Origin of the sequence: Thermasporomyces composti, from assembly GCF_003386795.1 — a bacterium.
GTDB lineage: Bacteria > Actinomycetota > Actinomycetes > Propionibacteriales > Actinopolymorphaceae > Thermasporomyces > Thermasporomyces composti.
The window spans coordinates 1,193,525-1,212,581 of sequence record NZ_QTUC01000001.1; the positions used below are offsets into that span (position 1 = coordinate 1,193,525).

Annotated in this window: 17 protein-coding genes and 1 tRNA gene; 8 read left to right on the plus strand and 10 right to left on the minus strand. The window is 71.0% G+C overall.

Annotated features, from left to right (window positions below):
• Positions 1–17 precede the first annotated feature (17 nt).
• Complete coding sequence (locus DFJ64_RS05205) at positions 18–1,406, minus strand: cystathionine beta-synthase (protein ID WP_115849421.1); 1,389 nt, start codon at positions 1,404–1,406, stop codon at positions 18–20.
• A 305-nt stretch (positions 1,407–1,711) separates the two neighbouring features.
• On the opposite strand from DFJ64_RS05205, the gene DFJ64_RS05210 reads away from it, so the two are divergent.
• The 5 genes from DFJ64_RS05210 to DFJ64_RS05230 all read left to right on the plus strand — a co-directional run bounded on the left by DFJ64_RS05210 (position 1,712) and on the right by DFJ64_RS05230 (position 5,643).
• A complete protein-coding gene (locus DFJ64_RS05210) occupies positions 1,712–2,719 on the plus strand; it encodes an SGNH/GDSL hydrolase family protein (protein WP_115849422.1) in 1,008 nt (335 codons plus the stop codon).
• A gap of 73 nt (positions 2,720–2,792) precedes the next feature.
• Positions 2,793–3,431 carry an SIMPL domain-containing protein gene (locus DFJ64_RS05215; RefSeq protein WP_115849423.1) on the plus strand — a complete coding sequence of 213 codons (639 nt, stop codon included), beginning with the start codon at positions 2,793–2,795 and terminating at the stop codon, positions 3,429–3,431.
• Positions 3,432–3,674: 243 nt separating this feature from the next.
• Positions 3,675–4,757: a radical SAM protein gene (locus tag DFJ64_RS05220; RefSeq protein WP_115849424.1), complete on the plus strand. Its 1,083-nt coding sequence runs from the start codon at positions 3,675–3,677 to the stop codon at positions 4,755–4,757.
• A 209-nt stretch (positions 4,758–4,966) separates the two neighbouring features.
• Positions 4,967–5,197 (plus strand): DUF4287 domain-containing protein, encoded by a 231-nt coding sequence (locus tag DFJ64_RS05225; protein WP_115849425.1) that lies wholly within the window; start codon positions 4,967–4,969, stop codon positions 5,195–5,197.
• A 35-nt stretch (positions 5,198–5,232) separates the two neighbouring features.
• Positions 5,233–5,643: a PPOX class F420-dependent oxidoreductase gene (locus tag DFJ64_RS05230; protein ID WP_115849426.1), complete on the plus strand. Its 411-nt coding sequence runs from the start codon at positions 5,233–5,235 to the stop codon at positions 5,641–5,643.
• A 122-nt stretch (positions 5,644–5,765) separates the two neighbouring features.
• Here the strand turns inward: DFJ64_RS05230 and DFJ64_RS05235 are convergent, their stop codons facing one another.
• The 4 genes from DFJ64_RS05235 to DFJ64_RS05250 form a co-directional block, all read right to left on the minus strand.
• Complete coding sequence (locus DFJ64_RS05235; RefSeq protein ID WP_115849427.1) at positions 5,766–6,587, minus strand: Bax inhibitor-1/YccA family protein; 822 nt, start codon at positions 6,585–6,587, stop codon at positions 5,766–5,768.
• A 348-nt stretch (positions 6,588–6,935) separates the two neighbouring features.
• Positions 6,936–7,012: transfer RNA gene (locus DFJ64_RS05240), tRNA-Leu, on the minus strand.
• Between the two features lie 136 nt (positions 7,013–7,148).
• Positions 7,149–8,432 (minus strand): SAM-dependent methyltransferase, encoded by a 1,284-nt coding sequence (locus tag DFJ64_RS05245; RefSeq protein ID WP_115849428.1) that lies wholly within the window; start codon positions 8,430–8,432, stop codon positions 7,149–7,151.
• 41 nt (positions 8,433–8,473) lie between these two features.
• Positions 8,474–9,838: an NAD(P)/FAD-dependent oxidoreductase gene (locus tag DFJ64_RS05250; protein ID WP_115851838.1), complete on the minus strand. Its 1,365-nt coding sequence runs from the start codon at positions 9,836–9,838 to the stop codon at positions 8,474–8,476.
• A 144-nt stretch (positions 9,839–9,982) separates the two neighbouring features.
• On the opposite strand from DFJ64_RS05250, the gene DFJ64_RS05255 reads away from it, so the two are divergent.
• Positions 9,983–10,654 carry a hypothetical protein gene (locus DFJ64_RS05255; protein ID WP_115849429.1) on the plus strand — a complete coding sequence of 224 codons (672 nt, stop codon included), beginning with the start codon at positions 9,983–9,985 and terminating at the stop codon, positions 10,652–10,654.
• A 9-nt stretch (positions 10,655–10,663) separates the two neighbouring features.
• On the opposite strand, the gene DFJ64_RS05260 is transcribed toward DFJ64_RS05255, so the two are convergent.
• Entirely contained in the window at positions 10,664–11,527 is an 864-nt protein-coding gene (locus tag DFJ64_RS05260; protein ID WP_115849430.1) for a uracil-DNA glycosylase, read from the minus strand.
• Positions 11,524–12,495: a Ppx/GppA phosphatase family protein gene (locus DFJ64_RS05265; protein WP_245940953.1), complete on the minus strand. Its 972-nt coding sequence runs from the start codon at positions 12,493–12,495 to the stop codon at positions 11,524–11,526. Before DFJ64_RS05265 ends, DFJ64_RS05260 begins: the two co-directional genes overlap by 4 nt.
• A 309-nt stretch (positions 12,496–12,804) precedes the next feature.
• Between DFJ64_RS05265 and DFJ64_RS05270 the strand changes: the two genes are divergently transcribed.
• Positions 12,805–13,494, plus strand: coding sequence for a response regulator transcription factor (locus DFJ64_RS05270; RefSeq protein WP_115849432.1), 690 nt, complete (start codon positions 12,805–12,807; stop codon positions 13,492–13,494).
• Positions 13,491–16,217: a DUF4153 domain-containing protein gene (locus DFJ64_RS19840; RefSeq protein ID WP_115849433.1), complete on the plus strand. Its 2,727-nt coding sequence runs from the start codon at positions 13,491–13,493 to the stop codon at positions 16,215–16,217. The genes DFJ64_RS05270 and DFJ64_RS19840 overlap by 4 nt, the downstream gene beginning before the upstream one ends.
• 31 nt (positions 16,218–16,248) lie before the next feature.
• On the opposite strand, the gene DFJ64_RS05280 is transcribed toward DFJ64_RS19840, so the two are convergent.
• The 3 genes from DFJ64_RS05280 to eno all read right to left on the minus strand — a co-directional run bounded on the left by DFJ64_RS05280 (position 16,249) and on the right by eno (position 18,947).
• Entirely contained in the window at positions 16,249–16,767 is a 519-nt protein-coding gene (locus DFJ64_RS05280) for a DUF501 domain-containing protein (protein WP_115849434.1), read from the minus strand.
• Positions 16,764–17,240, minus strand: a complete 477-nt coding sequence (locus DFJ64_RS05285) for an FtsB family cell division protein (RefSeq protein ID WP_170152503.1) — start codon at positions 17,238–17,240, stop codon at positions 16,764–16,766. The genes DFJ64_RS05280 and DFJ64_RS05285 overlap by 4 nt, the downstream gene beginning before the upstream one ends.
• A gap of 411 nt (positions 17,241–17,651) precedes the next feature.
• Positions 17,652–18,947: a phosphopyruvate hydratase gene (gene eno / locus DFJ64_RS05290; protein WP_115849436.1), complete on the minus strand. Its 1,296-nt coding sequence runs from the start codon at positions 18,945–18,947 to the stop codon at positions 17,652–17,654.
• Between the last annotated feature and the right edge of the window lie 110 nt (positions 18,948–19,057).

A 19,057-nucleotide genomic window follows, 5' to 3' on the forward strand; every position in this document is an offset into this window, starting at 1 on the left:
CTCCGGCCGGTCGGGTCCTAGCCGTCGCTCGACCGGTCAGGTGTGGTCGCGAGGTACTCGAGCAGATCTTGCCGGGTCAGCACACCGACAGGCTTGCCGTCCTCGAGAACCAGCAGCGCGTCCTCGGTCTCGAGCAACCGAACCGCCGCGGAGACGGGCTCTCCCGCTCCCAGCATCGGAAGCGGCGGCGACATGTGCAGCTCGACCCGGTCCGCGAGCCGGGCCCGCCCGGAGAAGAGCGCCTCGAGCAGCGCGCGCTCGTGAACCGCTCCGGCGACCTCCGCCGCCATCACCGGAGGCTCCGCTCGTACCACAGGCATCTGCGAGACGGCGTACTCCTTCAGGATCTCGATCGCCTCGGCGATGGTCTCGTTGGGATGGGTGTGCACCAAGGACGGAATGTCGCCGCTCTTGGTGCGCAACACCTCCCCCACGGTCTGCGGGCCCTCGGTCCGCAGGAATCCGTAGTTGAGCAGCCACGAGTCGTTGAAGACCTTGGACAGGTACCCGCGGCCACCATCGGGGAGCAACACGACGATCACCGCGTCCGGACCCGCCTCGCGTCCCACGCGCAACGCCGCCGCCACGGCCATGCCCGACGACCCGCCGACGAGCAAGGCTTCCTCGCGTGCCAGCCGACGCGTCAGCTCGAACGACTCGTGGTCGGAGATGGCGATGATTCGGTCGCAGACCGACCGGTCGAAGGTCGTCGGCCAGAAGTCCTCCCCGACGCCCTCGACGAGGTAGGGACGACCCGTGCCGCCGGAGTACACCGAGCCCTCCGGGTCGGCGCCGATGACCTGCACGCGCCCACCGGAGACCTCCTTGAGGTAGCGGCCGACCCCGGTGATCGTGCCGCCGGTACCGATACCCGCGACGAAGTGAGTGATCCGCCCCTCCGTCTGCTCCCAGATCTCCGGGCCGGTCTGCTCGTAGTGCGACAAGGGGTTATTGACGTTGGAGTACTGGTCGGGCTTCCAGGCGCCTTCGATCTCCTTCACCAACCGGTCGGAGACCGAGTAGTAGGAGTCCGGGTGGTCGGGAGGAACCGCCGTCGGGCACACGACGACCTCCGCCCCGTACGCCTTGAGGACATTGCGCTTGTCCTCACTCACCTTGTCGGGACAGACGAACACGCAGCGATACCCCTTGGCCTGTGCGACGATGGCCAGCCCGACACCGGTGTTGCCGCTCGTCGGCTCCACGATCGTGCCGCCCGGTCGGAGCAAGCCCTCGCGCTCGGCAGCCTCGACCATCCGGAGCGCAATACGGTCCTTCACGCTCCCGCCGGGGTTGAAGTACTCCACCTTGGCCAGCAGCAGACCCTCGACACCCTCGGCGCACTTGGACAGCCGGACCAAGGGCGTGTTGCCGACCAAAGACAGCAGCGACTCGTGGTAACGCACGCCTGCACTCTAGTGCGATGCGGGGCCGCGACCACAGGTGTCGCGATCGCGTCGTTGCGGGCATAACTGTGCCGCTTCGTGTGCTCACGCCATTGATGTGCTATCTCCCTTTGCGGAGGGCTGAAGACACGGCAATGCCGGACACCGGGCCGTCGGCGGACGCATGCTGAAATGGCGAGGCAGGGACGGCCGAGCTCCGTTGGTCGCCACGTCATCGTTCGCCGAACAGCGGGAACCGACCGTTCGCGGGTAACCGAGAAGCCACGTCTTCGACCCGTTCGACAGAGGCGTCAGAAGGAGGTCTCGTGGGCAAGGCTCGAGCCGCGCGCAAGCTGGCCGCCGTCGCCGCGCTCGGAGGTGGCGGAGCGGGGGTGCTCGGCGGGACACTCGTCGCGATTCTCATCGCGGAGGCGATTCTGGCGAAGCGGACGATCGGCCCACCCGATGGCGACCCGCCCTGCGCCGACGGGATCTACGGCGAGGGTCCTGGAGAACCGATCTCCTTCGTGGTGCTCGGTGACTCCACCGCGTGCGGTCTCGGCGTCAAAGAACCGGACGAGACCCCGGGAGCGCTCCTGGCGACGGGCCTGGCCGCCTTGTCGGGGCGCCCCGTCCGGCTGACCGTCGTCGCCAAGTCCGGCGCCGAGACGCGTCACCTCGACGAGCAGATCGACCGCGCGCTGCCCGTCCACCCCGACCTCGCGTTGATCATCATCGGCGCGAACGACGTGACACACCGCACTCTCCCGTCCGAATCCGTGCGTCTCCTGGTGCACGGGGTGCGTCGACTCCGTGACGCCGGCGCCGAGGTCGTCGTGGGCACCTGCCCGGACCTCGGAACGGTCGAGCCTCTGGCGTTCCCGCTGCGCCAGCTGGCGCGGGCGTGGAGCCGGCGCCTGGCGGCCGCGCAGACCATCGCCTGCGTCGAAGCGGGCGCACGGACCGTCTCGCTGGGGTCCCTGCTCGGGCCTGAGTTCGCCGCCGCGCCGCGTGAGCTGTTCAGCTCCGACCGCTTCCATCCCTCGGCGACCGGCTACGCCAGCGCCGCCGTCGCGTTGCTGCCCTCGATCGCGGCGGCCCTGGGCTACTGGCCGGAGGACGAGAGCGACGTCTCGCTCAGCGACGGCGAGATCCTGCCGATCTCCTTCGCCGCCGTCCGAGCCGCGAAGGACGCAGGCACCGAGGTCGCGGCCACCGAGGTCGCCGGGGCCGAGCGCGGACCCCGGGGCCGCTGGGCGTTGCTGCGGCGACGGCGCCACCGCGACGTTCCTCTCGACGAGCGACAGCTGTCGCCTGAGCCCAAGAGCGCGTGACCGTGCGCCGCCGGTCACCGCGTCGGGCCCGGGGACGGCCTCCGCGTCGAAGTCAGTGCCGGGAGCCGGTGCGATGAGCTGGCCCCCTGACCAACGCTTCGCCGGGATCCGGGTCGTGGGCCACGGGGTGGTGCGCGCCACGCCCGACCTCGCGACCTTCCGGATCGCGGCGGTGGCGTCCGCGCCGACGGCGACGCAGGCCACCGAGCAGGCCAGTGCCGCGATGCGGGCGATGCTCGCGGAGATCGACGCCGCCGGCATCGCCCGCTCCGACCGGCAAACCCACGGAATCCACGTGACGTCCTGGCGCGAGTACGAGGGGCAGCCTGTGCGCTACCAGGCCAGCCAGCACCTCGTCCTCCACGTGCGGGACGTGCCCAGCGCGGGGGAGACGATCGGTCGCGTCCTCGCGGCGGGTGGCGACTGCGCCCGCGTCGAGCAGTCCACGTTGTCGTTGGCGGACGAGGCCGCGCACCAGGACCAGGCTCGGGAGGCCGCGATGGCGGACGCGACCCGAAAGGCGCGCCAGCTCGCGCGGCTCGCGGGGCGGTCGCTTGGCGCCGTCGTCGCCGTGTCGGAGGCCCCGGGCGCGGTGCCGATGGTCGCCCAGAGCCGGGACCTCGCCGCGCCCGCGGCGTTCACCGTCCCCGTGGAGTCGGGCGAGGTGGAGATCGCGGTCACGCTGGCGGTCGAGTTCGCCTGGGGCGACTGACGGGTGGAAATCTCGTTGCGGTTCGCGACGGGCCTCCGAAAGAATCCTCGGCATGTGATGCGCTGACCCACCCCGCCGCGCTGCGCACCAGACGCGTGCCATCGAGCGTGTGCCGGCGTCACCTCGGGGGTGGGATCTCCTCGGCGCTGACTGACGTCTGGGCGTCCCTCCCCGCGCGCTGTTCGTGACCTGTCCGTCCGCCTTCCGACTCGTGGAGGCCCTCACCACCATGCGTGTCCTGACATGCGTCCGGCTCGACACGCGGCGAGCCGCGACCACGATCTGCGGGAGTTCCTGGCCCACGCCGGAGAGCCCGCCTACCGCCTGACCCAGCTCCTCCATGCGGTCTATCGGCGCGGCGTCACCGAGTTCGCCCACATGGACGAGCTCCCGCGCCGGCTGCGCGACCAGCTGGCGGCCCGGTACGGCGAGTCGGTGCTGACGATCCGCCCGATCGCCACCCAGCGCGGCCCTCAAGTCGAGAAGCTGCTGTTCGAGAGCCGGCAGGGAGCGCGGATCGAGACCGTGTTCGCGCGGTACCGCTCGGGCTGGACGTCGCTGTGCGTGTCCACCCAGGTCGGGTGTGGTCTGGGCTGCACCTTCTGCGCCACCGGCGCGGTGGGGTTGGTGCGCAACCTGACCGTCGACGAGATCTGCGACCAAGTGCTCTACGTCGCCTGCCGCGAGCGCGTCGACAGCGTGGCGTTCATGGGCATGGGTGAGGCACTGGCCAACCCGCACACCTTCGCCGCCCTGCGGCAGCTGGCCGACCCTGCCCACCACGCTCTGAGCCCGCGCCGGCTCACCGTGTCCACGGTGGGCTTCGTGCCGGGGTTGCGTCGGCTCGTCGAGGAGCACCCACGGGTGACCATCACCGTGTCCGTGCACTCGCCGTACGAGGAGGAGCGGGCCCGGCTCATCCCCCTGCAGCACCGTTTCCCTCTCTCGGAGTGCCTCGCCGTTCTGGACGAGCACGTCGCCGCCACCCGACGCAAGGCCTACCTGGCGTACCTGGTGATCGACGGGCTCAACGACACCGACGCGCACGCCCGGGACCTGGCTCGGCTGGTCGCCCGGCGACGGCGTCCCGAGCTGTTCCACGTCAACGTCATCCCGTACAACCCCGCGGCCGGGGTCGACGCCGCCTACCGACGGCCGACGCCCGACCGAGTGCGGCGCTTCCTGCGCGTCCTGCGCGAGCGCGGCGTGCGCGCCACACGCCGCACGCAGTTCGGCGACAGCATCGACGCGGCGTGCGGCCAGCTCCACGCCCGCTACCTGGGCGATGCGCGCCAGTCGACCGGCAGCGCCGAGGCCACCGACTGAGCCCGGGGCCCGCCGTCGGGGTGACCCTGCCGGTCGCCGAGACCCTGGGACATGCCGTGGCTGGGCATGGGGGCGGGCGCTGGTCACGTTGACGGCGACAGGCTTGTCGGATGGTTCGGACTCGTCCGGAGGCGAGGGCTTGTTTCCCGCCGTTCGCTCAGGCAGGCTCAGGCATATGAAGATGTGACGTCGAGCCGCAGGAGGCCGCCATGGCTCTGCACCACTCCCAGAAGACCCACGAGGATCTGGTTGCTCGTCTCCCGCGCGTGACAGGACGTGATCTCAGCGAGTGGTTGCGAGCCTTAGACGAAGGACCCGCCTTCCTCCGCTTCGACGATCGAGTGAACTGGCTCCGTAGCGAGTTCGGTCTTCCGCACGGCCACGCGACCGCGATCGTCCACGAGTACGACCTCCAGCGCGCCCAGCGCAACTTGGGCTGACGGTCGTGGTGTTCGCCCGGGTGTAGAAAGCGTTCATGAACGCGAACGACGTCCGGGCCTTCTTGCGCGAGAACCACCACGCCGTCCTCGCGACGTTTCGACGTGACGGCATGCCCCAGCTCTCCCCCGTCACCGTCGGCGTCGACGGCGAGGGCTACGCGGTCATCAGCACCCGGGAACCGGCGTACAAGGTGCGCAACCTACGCAGGGACCCACGGGCCGCACTGTGCGTCTTCACCGACGCCTTCTACGGATCCTGGTTCCAGGTGGAGGGCACGGCGCACATCGTGTCCTTGCCCGAGGCGATGGAACCGCTGGTCGACTACTACCGCCGGGTCGCCGGTGAGCATCCGGACTGGGACGACTACCGCGCCGCGATGGAACGGGAGCGGCGTTGCCTCATCCGCATCGCGATCGAGCGTGTGGGGCCGACGGTCGCCGGATGACTGCTCGTGCCGACTGACGGTCGTCGGGGTCCGGGTTCCTCTCCGCTGATCCGGGACTCGTTGACTGGGGACGACGAAGGGCCGCCACCGGGCGGCCCTTCGTGGCTTGGTCACTCGGAGGTTCAGTCGTCCCCGCGGAGGATGGCGATGATCCGCAGGATCTCGATGTAGAGCCAGACCAGGGTGACGGTGAGCCCGAACGCCGCGTACCACGCGTCCTTGCTCGGGGCTCCCATGGCGATGCCCTGCTCGACGTAGTCGAAGTCGAGCAGCAGATTCAAGCACGCGAGAGCGACACCGAGGATCGCGAAGATCAATCCGATGCCGCCGAACCCGCTCACGCCCAGCGACACGCCAAACAGGCTGAGCAGCAGATTGGCCACCAAGATCAGGCAGAAGCCCAGGGTCGCGCCGACGACGAACCGCTGGAACTTGGGCGTGACCCGGATGACCTGGAACTTGTAGACGGCCAGCATGCCCGCCGAGGCGCACAGCGTGCCGAGGACGGCCTGCGCCACGATGCCGCTGTCGCCACCGACGGCGAGGGAGAGCACCTTGCTCGCCAGACCGACGAACACGCCCTCGATCGCGGCGTAGGTCAGGATGACCGCGGGGTTGGTGACGTGCTTGAGCCCGATGAAGAAGCCGACGGCCATCCCCACGAGCGCGGCGCCGACCAGGAAGCCGAAGTGCGACGGGGTGATCGGATCAGCGAGATACCAGGTGGCGGCGGCCGCGACGATCAAGACGCCGAGGGTCATCGCGGTGCGGGCCACGACGTCGTCGATCGTCATCCGGTCCCGCACCCTGACGCCCTCGTAGGCGGGCGCGTTGTAGAGCTCGCGAAGCTCCTCGGCGCTCATGGTCGCCGCCTGCGCGGCGTAGGCCGCCGATGTCGAGCCGAACGCATCGGTACGCGTGAAGACCGGGTTTCTGCTCTGCATCCTCAGCTGTCCTCCTCCGCCCACGGCCGATCCGAGGCGTGCGCTCATGGTAATGAACAGGTAAAGCGCCTGTCGTCACCTTGCGGAGGGATTGTCCGACCAACGGCACGCGGTGTGGCGGACCGGCGCGGCACAGGTGAAGCAGCACCGCCGGGTTGGCGGCGACCGTCTGCCGGGCACGGCTGAGCGGGATGTGGCGCACGTGGGGCGACGAAGCGTGAGCCGTGAAGGCAGCGCTGCTGTGACGGCATCGGCCACGAGGCCACCGTCGGGCACGACAGACGCGATGAGACAGGCTCGGTGACACGGCCGCCGTGGCCGCGGCGGAGTTCGACGTGTCGCCGAGAGTGCCCCCGGTGGGATTCGAACCCACAGAGTGTCACCCATTTTAAGTGGGCCGCCTCGACCAGTTGGGCTACGGGGGCGGCACGACGTCCAGCGTCAGCGTAGTGCCTTGTCGGACGGGCGCCTCGCGGCGTCCGCCAGCGGCACGGGCCCTCCGGGGGTCGTTCGCCAGGCGCTGGCCGCGGCGTCCAGGTGCGGGAGGGTCCTACGAGAGGCTCACTCCGTGCGCGCCCACGGCATGTCCGCCCGTCCGTCGGCGTGAGGGCGGACCGCCACCAGCTGGTACACCGTGATCCGTGCGAGCTCGAACGCCAGGGCCGCCAACGCGAGGTAGAGATGCCACACCCGCAGCCGACCGGGTGAGGTCTGGGACAGGCATGCGTCCCACGCGTCCTCGAGGTTGGCGATCCAGGCGCGCAGGGTGCGGGCGTAGTGCTCGCGGAACGTCTCGAGGTCACGGATCTCCAGACCAGCGCCCTCGAACGTGTCGACGATCGTGCCGAGCGTCAGCAGTTCCGCGCCGGGGAAGACGTAGGCGTCGATGAACGACCGTTCCTCAACGACTCGCTCACCGCGGGCGCTCACTTGGTGGACGAGCAGCCGACCACCGGGGCGCAGCAGCCCGTAGAGCGTGCGGGCGTACTCCGCGAGGCGCGCCGGCCCGACGTACTCGGCCATCCCGCTGCCCGCGATCGCGTCGAACGGGCCGTCGCCGACGTCGCGCCAGTCGGCGAGACGGAACTCCACCTGGTCGGAGAGCCCGGCCTCGACCGCGCGCTTCGTGGCGATCTCCGCCTGGTGGGGCGACAGCGTCACACCGATCCCGGTCACGCCGTAACGTTCGGCCGCGTGGATCAGGAAGGAGCCCCACCCGCATCCGACATCGAGGACACGCATGCCGGGTGACAAGCCGAGCTTGCGGCAGGCGTGCTCAAGCCCCGCGTGCTGCGCCTCGTCGAGACTGGCGTCCGGCCGCGTCCAATACCCCGTGGAGTGCACCATCGTCGAGCCGTAGATGCGGGCGAGCAGGGGCGGCCCCAGCGAGGAGTCGGGGGCGGCGGTGAGGGTCTTGTCGCGGACGAGACCGTGCCGGCGTTCGGCGCCGGTGATCTCCTCCGCCGGAGGCTTGGGCTGCGGGCCCACGGCGCCGAGGAGCGCCGCCGTTCGCAGGAGCTCACCGCGGTCGGCGGCGGTGAGCTCCGGTCGGCGACCGATCGCCCGGCCGAAAGGGGCGAGGCGCTCCAAGGCGTCCAGAAGCTTGCCCTCAACCTCCACCTCGCCCGCGACGTAGGCACGGGCCAGACCGAGCTCATCGGGCCGCCACAGCAACCGACGCAAAGCCCGCCGGGAGTTCACGGTGACGACGGGAGCGTCGGGTGGGCCAGCGATCGACCCATCCCAGGCGCGAATGCGTACCGGCGCCTCCCGACCGAACAGGCGCAGGAGGACGTCGTGCAAGCGCTCTGCCACGACATGACGCACCACGATCTCTTCCCCCATGAAAGCTCCGACACCCCCCGTGGCGATGGGTCGTTCGAAGGCTATCCCCCGCTGCCGACCCGCGCTCGCTCCGGCGCGCCAGGTTCATATTGACGTGGCAAGGCGCTCCTGCGGAACTCTTCCCGCGGACGCTGCAAGCTGCCGAGGGAGACGATCTCGCGCGGGAAGAACAGCGCCAGCGTCCAGTCGCCGATGATGTGAACTTTACGGTTGAGCGTCGGCATCCGCATGACGTGGTACGTCCGGTGCATGAACCACGCGGGCCAGCCACGCAGCTTGATGCCGTAGACCTGGGCCACGCCCATGTGCAGTCCGAGGCTCGCCACCGACCCGGCGTTCTTGTGTCGGTACTCGCGCAAGGGCTTGCCGAGAAGCGAGCGCGCGACGTTGTCGCCGAGCAGCTTGGCCTGTCGGACGGCGTGCTGGGCGGTGGGCGCACAGGTCGCACCGGGTGCGCCGGTCAGGTCGGGCACGGCTGCGGCGTCACCCGCCGCCCACGCGTTCTCGACGCCGGCGATACGCAAGTCGGCGGTGGTGACGACGCGGCCCTTCTCGTCCAACGGCAGGTCCGTCGCACTGAGCACCGGATTGGGCTTCACCCCGGCGGTCCACACGATGGTGTCGGCCTCGAAGCGTGAACCGTCGGACAGGACGACGTGGCCGTCGACGCAGGACTTGAGCAGGGTGTTGAGGCGGACCTCGATGCCGCGGTCGCGGAGGCAGGCGACGGTGTAGCGGCCCATGTCCTCGCCGACCTCCGGGAGGATGCGGTCGGCGGCTTCGACGAGCACCCAGCGCATCTCGGCGGGGTCAACGTGCTCGTAGTAGCGGCAGGCGTACCGGGCCATGTCTTGGAGCTCGCCGAGGGCTTCGACACCGGCGTAGCCGCCCCCGACGAACACGAACGTCAGCGCCCGCCGTCGGACGGCCTCGTCGGTGGTGGACTCGGCGAGGTCGAGCCGGTCGAGCACGTGGTTGCGCAGCTGGATGGCCTCCTCGACCTGCTTGAAGCCGATCCCGACCTCGGCCAGCCCGGGAATCGGCAGCGTGCGCGACACCGAGCCGAGCGCGACGATGAGCTCGTCGTACTGCAGGGCGTACTCGCCGCCCGAGCGAGGCGCGACGAGCGCGGTGCGCTGCTCGTGGTTGATGCCGGTGATGCGACCGGTGATGACGTGCACGTCGCGGAGGACGGCGCGGAGGGGGACGACCACGTGGCGGGGCTCGAGGTTGCCGGCCGCCGCTTCGGGAAGGAACGGCTGGTACGTCATGTAGGAACGGGGATCGACGACGGTGATGCTCACGTCCCCGTTGCGGATCTGGCGCCGCAGCGCCTTTTGGAGCCGGTACGCGGCGTACATGCCGACATAGCCACCGCCGGCGACGAGAACAGACTTCTTGGGCACCGTCCCCTCACCTCCTCCGTCCACGGCCCAGGCTATCGGCTCGTGAATGCTTTCACAAAGTGGTTCTTGGCGACAAAACGATCCGTGTTGGGTCGACTCCTCCACGTAGCGGAGCCTCTAAGCTCGAAGGATGGGAGGCACGCCGTGGGGACGCTGATCGCCGTCAGCGTCATCGCGCTCATCGCGGTGGTCGTCACGCTGTCGGTCCCGCTCATCGCGCTCACCCAGCGCCGTGAGCAGCGGCGCCTGGAATCCCTCGCCGCCTGGGCGACCACGCTGGGCTGGACCGTGTACGCGGGGAACGTCGAGGTGCCGTGGACCGCCCGGCTGCCTGGCGCCAACCCGCGTGGGGTCCGCTGCCTCTTCACCGGCATCTACCGGGACCTGCCCATCTCGGTCGCGGAGTACACCTACCAGACGACCCAGGTCACCCATCTCAACGGACAGACGCAGGTCATGACCGACCACCACGACTTCGTCGTGTGCGTCGTCCACCTTCCCTACAGCTATCCGGCCATTGAGGTCAGCGGACGCGGCTCCGGCTCACGCGCGTGGCGATGGCTCACCGGCCCCGACACCACCGAGATCGGGATCCCGGCATTCGACAAGAACTACCGCGTTCGAAGCACCCACCCGGAGCTCGTGCGGCACATCATCGGACCCGCCTTGGTCCGCGCCCACCTCGCCGGAATGGTGCCGAACTGGAGCCTCCACGGCACCGATCTCCTCGTCTACTGGCCCGGTCGGATGGAGCCGGCGCGCGTGCTACCCGCCCTCGACGCCGTCGTGCGGGTAGGGTCGCTCCTCGGCCGCTGACGCGGGTCGTCAGCGCACCTCGTTCGCCGTGGCCGCGACGTCCTTGGCTCGCCGCAGGACATCGACGAGCATCTGGCGGGTCAGCTTGCCGGTGAAGGTGTTCTGCTGGCTGGGGTGGTAGGAGCCGATCACGACGACGTCGTGCTCGGTGCCCGGCAACGACACCTCGGCACCGTGCCCGAACTTCGGCCTGGGGCGTGGCACGGAGAACCCCGCCGCGGCGCACCCGCGGAGCGCGGCGTCCCAGGCGTACGACCCGAGCGCGACCACCGCGCGCAGAGTCGGCACGCAGAACCGCACCTCACGGGCCAGCCACGGAAAGCACGTGTCACGCTCGACCGGCAAGGGCTTGTTCGCCGGAGGCGCACACCGGACCGCGGCGACCACACGGGTGTCCCGCAACCGCTGGCCGTCGCCGGCGTAGGTGCTGGTCGCGATCTCCGCAAGACCCACGTGGTGCAGCGCGGCGAAGAGCCAGTCACCAGACCGGTCACCGGTGAAGATCCGGCCGGTGCGGTTCCCCCCGTGGGCGGCCGGCGCCAGCCCGACGATCAGGATGCGCGGCGCCTCGTCGCCCCACCCGGGGACGGGGCGTCCCCAGTACGGCTCGTGGGCGAACGCGCGGCGACGTTCGCGCGCGACCTGCTCCCGCCACGCCACCAGTCGCGGGCAGGCTCGACACACCGACTCCAAGGCGCACAGCTCGCTCACGCTCGTCGCCGCGTCGGCCAACCTGGCCACCTCGGCGCCATCGCGGGCCGCGGGAGTGTCCGGGCTCGCGGGATCCTCCGGCCAGCCGGCACCCGGAGGAGCGGGACTGACGAAGGGCTCCCCGGTCACCGGGTGCGGCGACGCGACGTCCTCTCCGCTCATCCGCGGCCTCGCACGTCGGACCCCGCGTCCTCGCGGACGCACGAGAGCGCGATGCCGTCGAGGATGTCGTGCTCGCTCACGACGACCTCGTCGTCGGCCAGGCTCGGGCCCACCCGAGCGACGATCCGGTCCAGGATCAACGCTCCCCCGCCGATCACGTCGACGCGTCCGGGATGCATGAACGGGAGCGCGCGCCGCTGTCCGCGGTCCATCCTCAGCAGGCGCTCGGTCACGGCGTGGATCTCGCTCGCCGCGACGCGCGCGTGGTGGATCCGCTCGGGGAGGTACGCCGGAAGGTCCAGCGCCATCGCCGCGACCGTGGTCACCGTTCCGGCCAGTCCGACGAGCGTGCGAGCCTGATCGAGCGGGACAGCCGCCGCGGCCCGGTCGAGCTGTCCCTCGATCTCCGCGCGAGCCGCCGCCACCTCGTCCGGCGTGGGCGGGTCGCCGGCCAGACACCGCTCGGTCAAGCGGACACAGCCCATGTCGACCGACACGGCGGCGAGGGGGTGCCCGTCCCCGAGCACGAACTCGGTCGAACCACCGCCGATGTCGACGACCAGGTACGGCGTGGGCAGGCCGAGCGCGCCGAGCGAGGCGGTGGCACCGGTGAACGACAGCCGAGCCTCCTCGTCACCGCTGATCACCTCGGGCTCGACGCCGAGCAGCTCCCGGACCCCCGCCACGAACTCGTTCGCATTGATGGCATCCCGCGTCGCCGAGGTCGCGACGAAGCGGACCCGCTCCGCACCCAGCTCGGCGATCCGGTCGGCGTAGCGCCGACAGGCGTCGAAGGTGCGTGCCAACGCCTCCGGCGCCAACCGTCGCGTGCGGTCGACGTCCTGCCCCAACCGGACAATCTCCAGCCGGCGGTCGAGATCCCGCACCACCGGCACCGGCCCGGGCTCCACGTCGGCGACGAGGAGACGGATCGAGTTGGTGCCGCAGTCGATCGCCGCAACCCTCACGTCGCTGTCCCTCCCAGGGGGCATGGAGCTCGGGCGATCCCTCGACCGCCCACCGACCGCCAGGCACCCCTGGCGCGACGGGAGCACGCTGTGGGCGCGCAGGGCGTCACCTCCGCCGCTCCCTCGGGTGCGCCACCCATCGTACGGACCTCGGTCGACCACGAACGTCGCGCGCCCACTCCCGACGCGTGGACCGACGGTCTGGACCGACGGTCTGGGCCGACGGTCTGGACCGACGGTGTGGAACTGCGCAGAACCTGCACACTTTGCCCCGAGTGGCCTGCACACCCCGCCCCTAGGCTTGCTGCCATGCCACAGCCCCAACGCCGGCGCGTCCTCGTCGTCGAGGACGACACGACGATCGCTTCGGCTATCGCCCACCGCCTGACTGCCGAGGGCTTCGAGGTCCACGTGGCCGGGGACGGCGAGTCGGCCCTGGCCGCGTACGAGCGCACCGAGCCGGACCTGGTGGTGCTCGACCGGCTCCTCCCCGGGATCGACGGGCTGGAAGTCTGCCGCCGGATCCAGGCCAGCCGACCCGTGCCGGTCCTCATGGTGACCGCGCTCGGGGAGGAGACCGACCTCCTGGTGGGCCTCGGTGTCGGCGCGGACGACTACGTGACCAAGCCGTTCAGCATGCGGGAGCTGGTGGCGCGCGCGAACGCGTTGCTTCGGCGCGTGGAACGCGCTGCCCAGCTCGCGGCCGAGAACCAGACCCTCCGGGTCGGCGACCTCGTCATCGACACGGCCGAGCGGCGCGTGTTCGTGGGCACTGAGGAGGTGCGGCTCACCAAGACCGAGTTCGAGCTGCTCCGACGCCTCGCCGAGCGCCCTGGACAGGTCTTCGAACGAGAGCGCCTGCTCAGCGATATCTGGGGCTACTCGCACGCCGCCGCGACCCGGACGGTCGACAGCCACATCCGCGCGCTGCGCCGCAAGCTGGGGTCCGACCTGATCCGGACCGTGTTCGGTGTCGGCTACGCGCTGGTGCGCCCATGAGCATCCGCAGCCCGCTGGCCAACCTGGGCCGGATCAAGGTCAAGCTCGGACTGGTCATCGTGCTGGCGGTGGCGACCGCCTTCCTCGTCAACGAGGTCGGCATCGCCCTGGGCGCGCCGACGGTGCTCCGCCTGGCCGTGGCCGCGGCGCTCGCGCTGCTCATGGTCCAGGTGCTGGCCCATGGGATGACCAAGCCGTTGCGGCAGATGGCGGCCGGCGCCCAGACCATCGCTCGAGGCCGCTACGACCTGCGCGTCGACGCCACGTCCGCGGACGAGGTGGGTGAACTGGCCCGGGCGTTCAACGCGATGGCCGCGGACCTGGCGGAGGTCGACCGACAGCGGCGCGAGCTGGTGGCCAACGTCAGCCACGAGCTCCGCACCCCGATCACCGCGCTGCGCGCCCTGCTCGAGAACCTCGTCGACGGGGTGTCGGCACCCGACCATGAGACCTTGAGCACCGCCCTCGCCCAAGCCGAACGCCTGGGCCGGCTGGTCTCCCAACTGCTCGACCTCTCGCGGTTGGAATCCGGCGCCCGGCTGCTCGACGTCACCGACGTCGACCTGACCGACCTGTGCGACCAGGCCGCGAAGGAGGCCGTGCTGGGCGGCAAGTCCGTCGAGATCCGCCGTGAGGTGACACCCGGGCTGGCCGTCCGAGCCGACCCCGACCTCCTCGCACAGGTGCTCGCGAACCTCCTCGACAACGCCGTCCGACACAGCCCACCCGGTGGCGTCATCACGATCGGGGCCCAGCCGTCCGGGGAGGGCGTTCGCCTGACGGTGAGCGACGAGGGCCCCGGTATCCCAGCCTCGGAGCGGACTCGGGTGTTCGAGCGCTTCTCCAGGCTCGACGCCGGCCGCGCCGCCGACGAGGGCGGCACAGGGCTCGGCCTCGCGATCACCAAGGAGATCGTCGAGCTGCACAACGGCACGATCGAGGTCGAGCCGGGCCCTGGCTGCACGATGCGAATCGACCTGCCCGGAAGGATCACGATGACCGAGAGCTCGCACGCCCAGGACAGCCCGAACGATGTCGCGTCCGACTCCGCACCGCGACAGACCGCGACGGTGGCGACGACAGAGGCGGGCGGTGAGACGAGGGCGGCGCCTGGTACGAACGAGCCGGCCCCAGGTGCGGGCTCCGACCGCCAGGCGAAACAGGCCAGCTCGGCGAGCGCTCGTCCGACACCCTCGCCAGCGACCTCCGCCGCCTCGACACCGTGGGCGCCACCGCTCCCGCCCCCGCCGTACGTGCCGCCGCCGCTGTTCCCCCGCCCGGAGGTGCCGGACGCGCCGTCGTGGCTCGTGCCCGCCGCGGCCGTGGTCGGCCTCCTGGCCGCCTTCGCGCTGCCGTTCAGTGAGCCCGGCCTCGGCTTCGTCCTCGTGACCGTCGCCATCGGAGCGGCGGTCCTCCCCGCCCTGCGGGCGCGGATGACACCGTGGACCGCTGTGTTCCTCGTCCTGGCCTACGGGCTCGCCGGCATGGCGGTGCTGCGAGACGCCGGGTGGCTGGTCGTCCTCGCCATCCTCGGCTCGTTCCCGCTGGCGACACTGGCCGTCTCCGGGGCCGGTCGACACTGGCTCGGGCTGGTCCGAGGCGCGCTCTCCGTGCCGCTGGCGTACCTGCCGCTGCCGTGGTTCCTGGCCTCAGCGCTGCGGCGGTTCGGCATGCGGAAGCGAGCCGGATCCCTCCTCGTCGGGCTCGGGCTCGCCGCGATCCTGGTGGCGATCTTCGGCGCGCTGCTCGCCTCCGCCGACGCGGTGTTCTCCACCTACGTCGAACGGATCCTCCAGGTGTCGGCCTGGGTGGACACGGTGCCGGCGCGGGTCGTCGTCTTCGGCATGGTGGCGACGTTCGTCGCCGCCGCTGTCCTCGTCGCGCTGCGGCCGGTGCGGGATCCCGCGACACCTCGGGTCGCGGCGAACGTGAGCCGTGCCACGTGGCTCCTTCCCCTGACCGCGCTCAACCTGCTGTTCGCGACGTTCATCATGGTGCAGCTCTCCGTGCTGTTCGGAGGGCAGCGCCAGGTGCTCCAGACCGCCGGCCTCACGTACGCCGAGTACGCCCGCTCCGGGTTCTTCCAGCTCGCCTGGACCAGCCTGTTCGTCCTCGGCGTCATCGCCCTGGCCACCGGCGTGGTCACCGTTCACGGCCGTGACCGGTGGCTGATGGCGCTCGAGCTGGGCGTGCTGTGCGGGCTCACCCTCGTCATCCTGAGTTCCGCCTACCAGCGGCTCGCCCTCTACGTGGACATGTACGGGCTGTCGAGGCTGCGCGCCTGCGTCGGGGCCGCCATCGTCTGGCTCGCCGTGGTCTTCGCGCTGGTGCTGGTGGCGGGAGCACTGCGACTCGTTGGTCGAGGGCCGGAGGGATGGTTGCCGCGCACGCTTGTCGCGATCAGCGCCGCCGGTCTGCTCGCGTTCGCCGTCTGGAACCCCGACTACCGAATCGCGCAAAGCCAGCTGGACGTGCGCGAGCTCGGCACCTACGACCTCGACTACCTGCGTGGACTGTCCGCTGACGCGGTACCGGCGCTGCAGCGGCTGCCCGAACCGGCGCGCACGTGCGTGCTCCGCGACGTCGTCCGCTCCAACCTGCTGGACGAGCCGGACCCGTGGAACGGTTGGAACCTCGCCCGCGCCCGGGCGCGTGACCTGGTCGCCGCCAACCCCGCCGACCCCTCGGTGTCCTGCCCGGAACCCTCCTTCGCTTCGCGGTAGGACCACCAGGGCCCGGCTTTCCCGAGCGCCGTCATGACACGTCGTCATCGACGTCGACGCACGGGCCGGCGGCCGCCCAGTCGGGAAGCATCGCCAGCGCCTCGTCGCCGAGCGGGTTCACCCCTGGCCCGGCGGCGAGCGCGTGGGCGACCAGCGCATGCAAGCACTTGACCCGGTCCGGCATGCCACCCGCGGAGACTCCCGCGATCTCCGGGACGTCCCCGAGCTGGGCGCGGTGGGCGAGGTAGCGCTCGTGCGCCCGCCGGTACGCCGCGGCCAGCTCGGGGTCCGCCTTGAGCCGCTCGGTCCACTCCCGCATCAAGCCGGTGCTCTCCAAGCGGCCGATCTGGGCGGACAGCCGAGGGCAGGTGAGGTAGAAGGTCGTCGGGAACGGCGTCCCGTCGGGAAGCCTCGGCTCAGTCTCGATCACGTCCGGAAGGCCGCAGCGACAGCGGTGGGCCACCTGCCGGACGCCGCGCGGCGGACGCCCCAGCTGCCGGGCGATCACCACGAGGTCACGGTCGCTGGGAGGAGTCGACTCCGTTGTCACTGGCGTCCTCCCCGTGCGGTGTCGGCGTCGTTCCCGCGGCCAGCCGATCGCTGGTCAGCGTCGGTGGCCGCGGTCTCCGGGTCGATGGTGGTCGCGGGCTTGGGCCGAGGCGGCGGCGTCGTGGGACGTGGTGACGGGTTTCCCGCGTCCTCGACGCTGTGCCACAGGTCACGCCACCAGGCACGAGGCTCAGGTGACTGCGTGCGTCGCGCGCCGCGCGCCGTGGGCGGTGTCGTCTCCTCGGGGCCGACGACGACGTAGCCCACCTCGCCCGGCCTGACCCAACCGAACCTGTCCCGCGCCTGCGCCTCGACGTAGGCGGGGTCACGCCAACGACGCAGCTCCCGCTCCAGCTCCGCCACTCGCTCCTGGCGCTGTGCCTTCTCGGCACGCAGCTCGGCGAGCTCCGAGCGCTGCTCGGACCAGGCCCGCAGGCTGGAGGCGTAGGAGATGATCAGCGCGGCCAGGACCAAGGCGAGGACCGCGGCCCGCCCGGTCAGCGTCGTCCGGGGCTGCGTCTTCTGAGCCCGCGTCTTCCGGGGCGGGGCCGTTCGGCTCTGCGGACGCCCCTGATCCGACGTGGGACGCCCCCGAGACCCACTCTGCTTGGACGTGCGGGTGGGCGCGGACGACCGAGCGGGACGGTCCGCGGGGGGACGACGCTCCGTCGAGCCCATTCCGGCCCGACGCCGAGTCGGACCCCGCCCAGGCCCTATGCCCGGCCCCGACGTGGCCGGTGTGGAGCGGGGTCGCCCCCGTCCGCGACCGTGCGGGCGACCGTCCCGCCCGCCGCGAGCATCAGCCACGGGACCTCCCTGACGCCGTGGAGCGGGCGACGTGCCGCCGCCCTCCGTTTCCCGTCGCGGCCCCGCACGCCATGGTGGTCAGCTCTGGCCGGCCGTGAACCGCGGGAAGGCCGAGCGGCCGGCGTACCGCGCCGCGTCGTCCAGCTCCTCCTCGATGCGCAGCAGCTGGTTGTACTTCGCCACGCGCTCACTCCGAGCCGGGGCACCGGTCTTGATCTGCCCAGCGTTGGTGGCCACCGCGAGGTCGGCGATGGTGGTGTCCTCCGTCTCCCCCGAACGGTGGCTGATCATCGCCCGGTAGCCGGCCCGTTGCGCGAGCTCCACCGCGTCGAGCGTCTCGGTGAGGGTGCCGATCTGGTTGACCTTGACCAGCACCGCGTTCGCCGACGACTCGGCGATACCGCGCTGGATCCGCTCCGGGTTGGTGACGAACAAGTCGTCGCCCACGAGCTGGACCTTCGAGCCGATGCTCGCCGTCAGGTCCTTCCAGCCCGCCCAGTCCTCCTCGGCCAGCGGGTCCTCGAACGACACCAGCGGGTACGACCCGAGCAGCTCGACGTAGTAGGCCGCCATCTCCTCGGCCGTCCGCTGGGCACCCTCGAACTGGTACCGGCCGCTGTCAGCGTCGTAGAACTCCGTGGCCGCCGCGTCGATCGCCAACGCGATGTCGGTACCCGGGCGGAAGCCGGCCTTCTCGATCGCCGTGGTGATGAGGTCGAGGGCGGCGCGGTTGGACGGCAGGTTGGGCGCGAAGCCGCCCTCGTCGCCGAGTCCGGTCGACAGGCCCTGCTGCTTCAGCACCGACTTCAGCGCGTGGTAGGTCTCGACGCCCCACCGCAGCGCCTCGGAGAACGTCGCCGCGCCGATGGGCGCGATCATGAACTCCTGGAAGTCGACGTCGTTGTCCGCGTGCGCTCCGCCGTTGAGGATGTTGAGCATCGGCACGGGGAGCAGGTGCGCGTTCGGACCGCCGATGTAGCGGAACAGCGGGAGGTCGGCGGAGTCGGCGGCGGCCCGCGCCACCGCCAGGGAGACGCCGAGGATGGCGTTGGCACCGAGCTTGCCCTTGTTCGGCGTGCCGTCCAGGTCGATCAGGCGCGCGTCGACGAGTCGCTGCTCGCTCGCGTCGTATCCGAGGATCTCCGGCGCGATGACGTCGATGACCGCCTGGACGGCGTTCTGGACGCCCTTGCCGGAGTACCGCTTCTCGTCGCCGTCGCGCAGCTCGACCGCCTCGAACGCGCCGGTCGAGGCACCGGACGGGACCGCGGCCCGGCCGATGGTCCCGTCGTCGAGAGCGACCTCAACCTCGACGGTCGGGTTGCCGCGCGAGTCGAGGATCTCGCGGGCGGTGACGGCATCGATCGTAGCCACGGCTTACCCTCCGATGATCTACCGACAGCTCCTTCTGCGCGCGTGCCCGTCCCGTCGAGGATGGCGGACGCACGCGTTCTGAGCGTATCCGCGCCGTGGGAGCCGAACGT

What these genes read in the sequence shown, in the direction of transcription:
- DFJ64_RS05225 (WP_115849425.1), top strand. Translation starts at nt 4,967, where the DNA reads ATGGCTCTGCACCACTCCCAGAAGACCCACGAGGATCTGGTTGCTCGT.
- DFJ64_RS05270 (WP_115849432.1), top strand. Translation starts at nt 12,805, where the DNA reads ATGCCACAGCCCCAACGCCGGCGCGTCCTCGTCGTCGAGGACGACACG.
- DFJ64_RS05260 (WP_115849430.1), bottom strand. Translation starts at nt 11,527, where the DNA reads ATGAGCGGAGAGGACGTCGCGTCGCCGCACCCGGTGACCGGGGAGCCC.
- DFJ64_RS05230 (WP_115849426.1), top strand. Translation starts at nt 5,233, where the DNA reads ATGAACGCGAACGACGTCCGGGCCTTCTTGCGCGAGAACCACCACGCC.
- DFJ64_RS19840 (WP_115849433.1), top strand. Translation starts at nt 13,491, where the DNA reads ATGAGCATCCGCAGCCCGCTGGCCAACCTGGGCCGGATCAAGGTCAAG.
- DFJ64_RS05215 (WP_115849423.1), top strand. Translation starts at nt 2,793, where the DNA reads ATGAGCTGGCCCCCTGACCAACGCTTCGCCGGGATCCGGGTCGTGGGC.
- DFJ64_RS05235 (WP_115849427.1), bottom strand. Translation starts at nt 6,587, where the DNA reads ATGCAGAGCAGAAACCCGGTCTTCACGCGTACCGATGCGTTCGGCTCG.
- DFJ64_RS05220 (WP_115849424.1), top strand. Translation starts at nt 3,675, where the DNA reads ATGCGTCCGGCTCGACACGCGGCGAGCCGCGACCACGATCTGCGGGAG.
- DFJ64_RS05245 (WP_115849428.1), bottom strand. Translation starts at nt 8,432, where the DNA reads ATGGGGGAAGAGATCGTGGTGCGTCATGTCGTGGCAGAGCGCTTGCAC.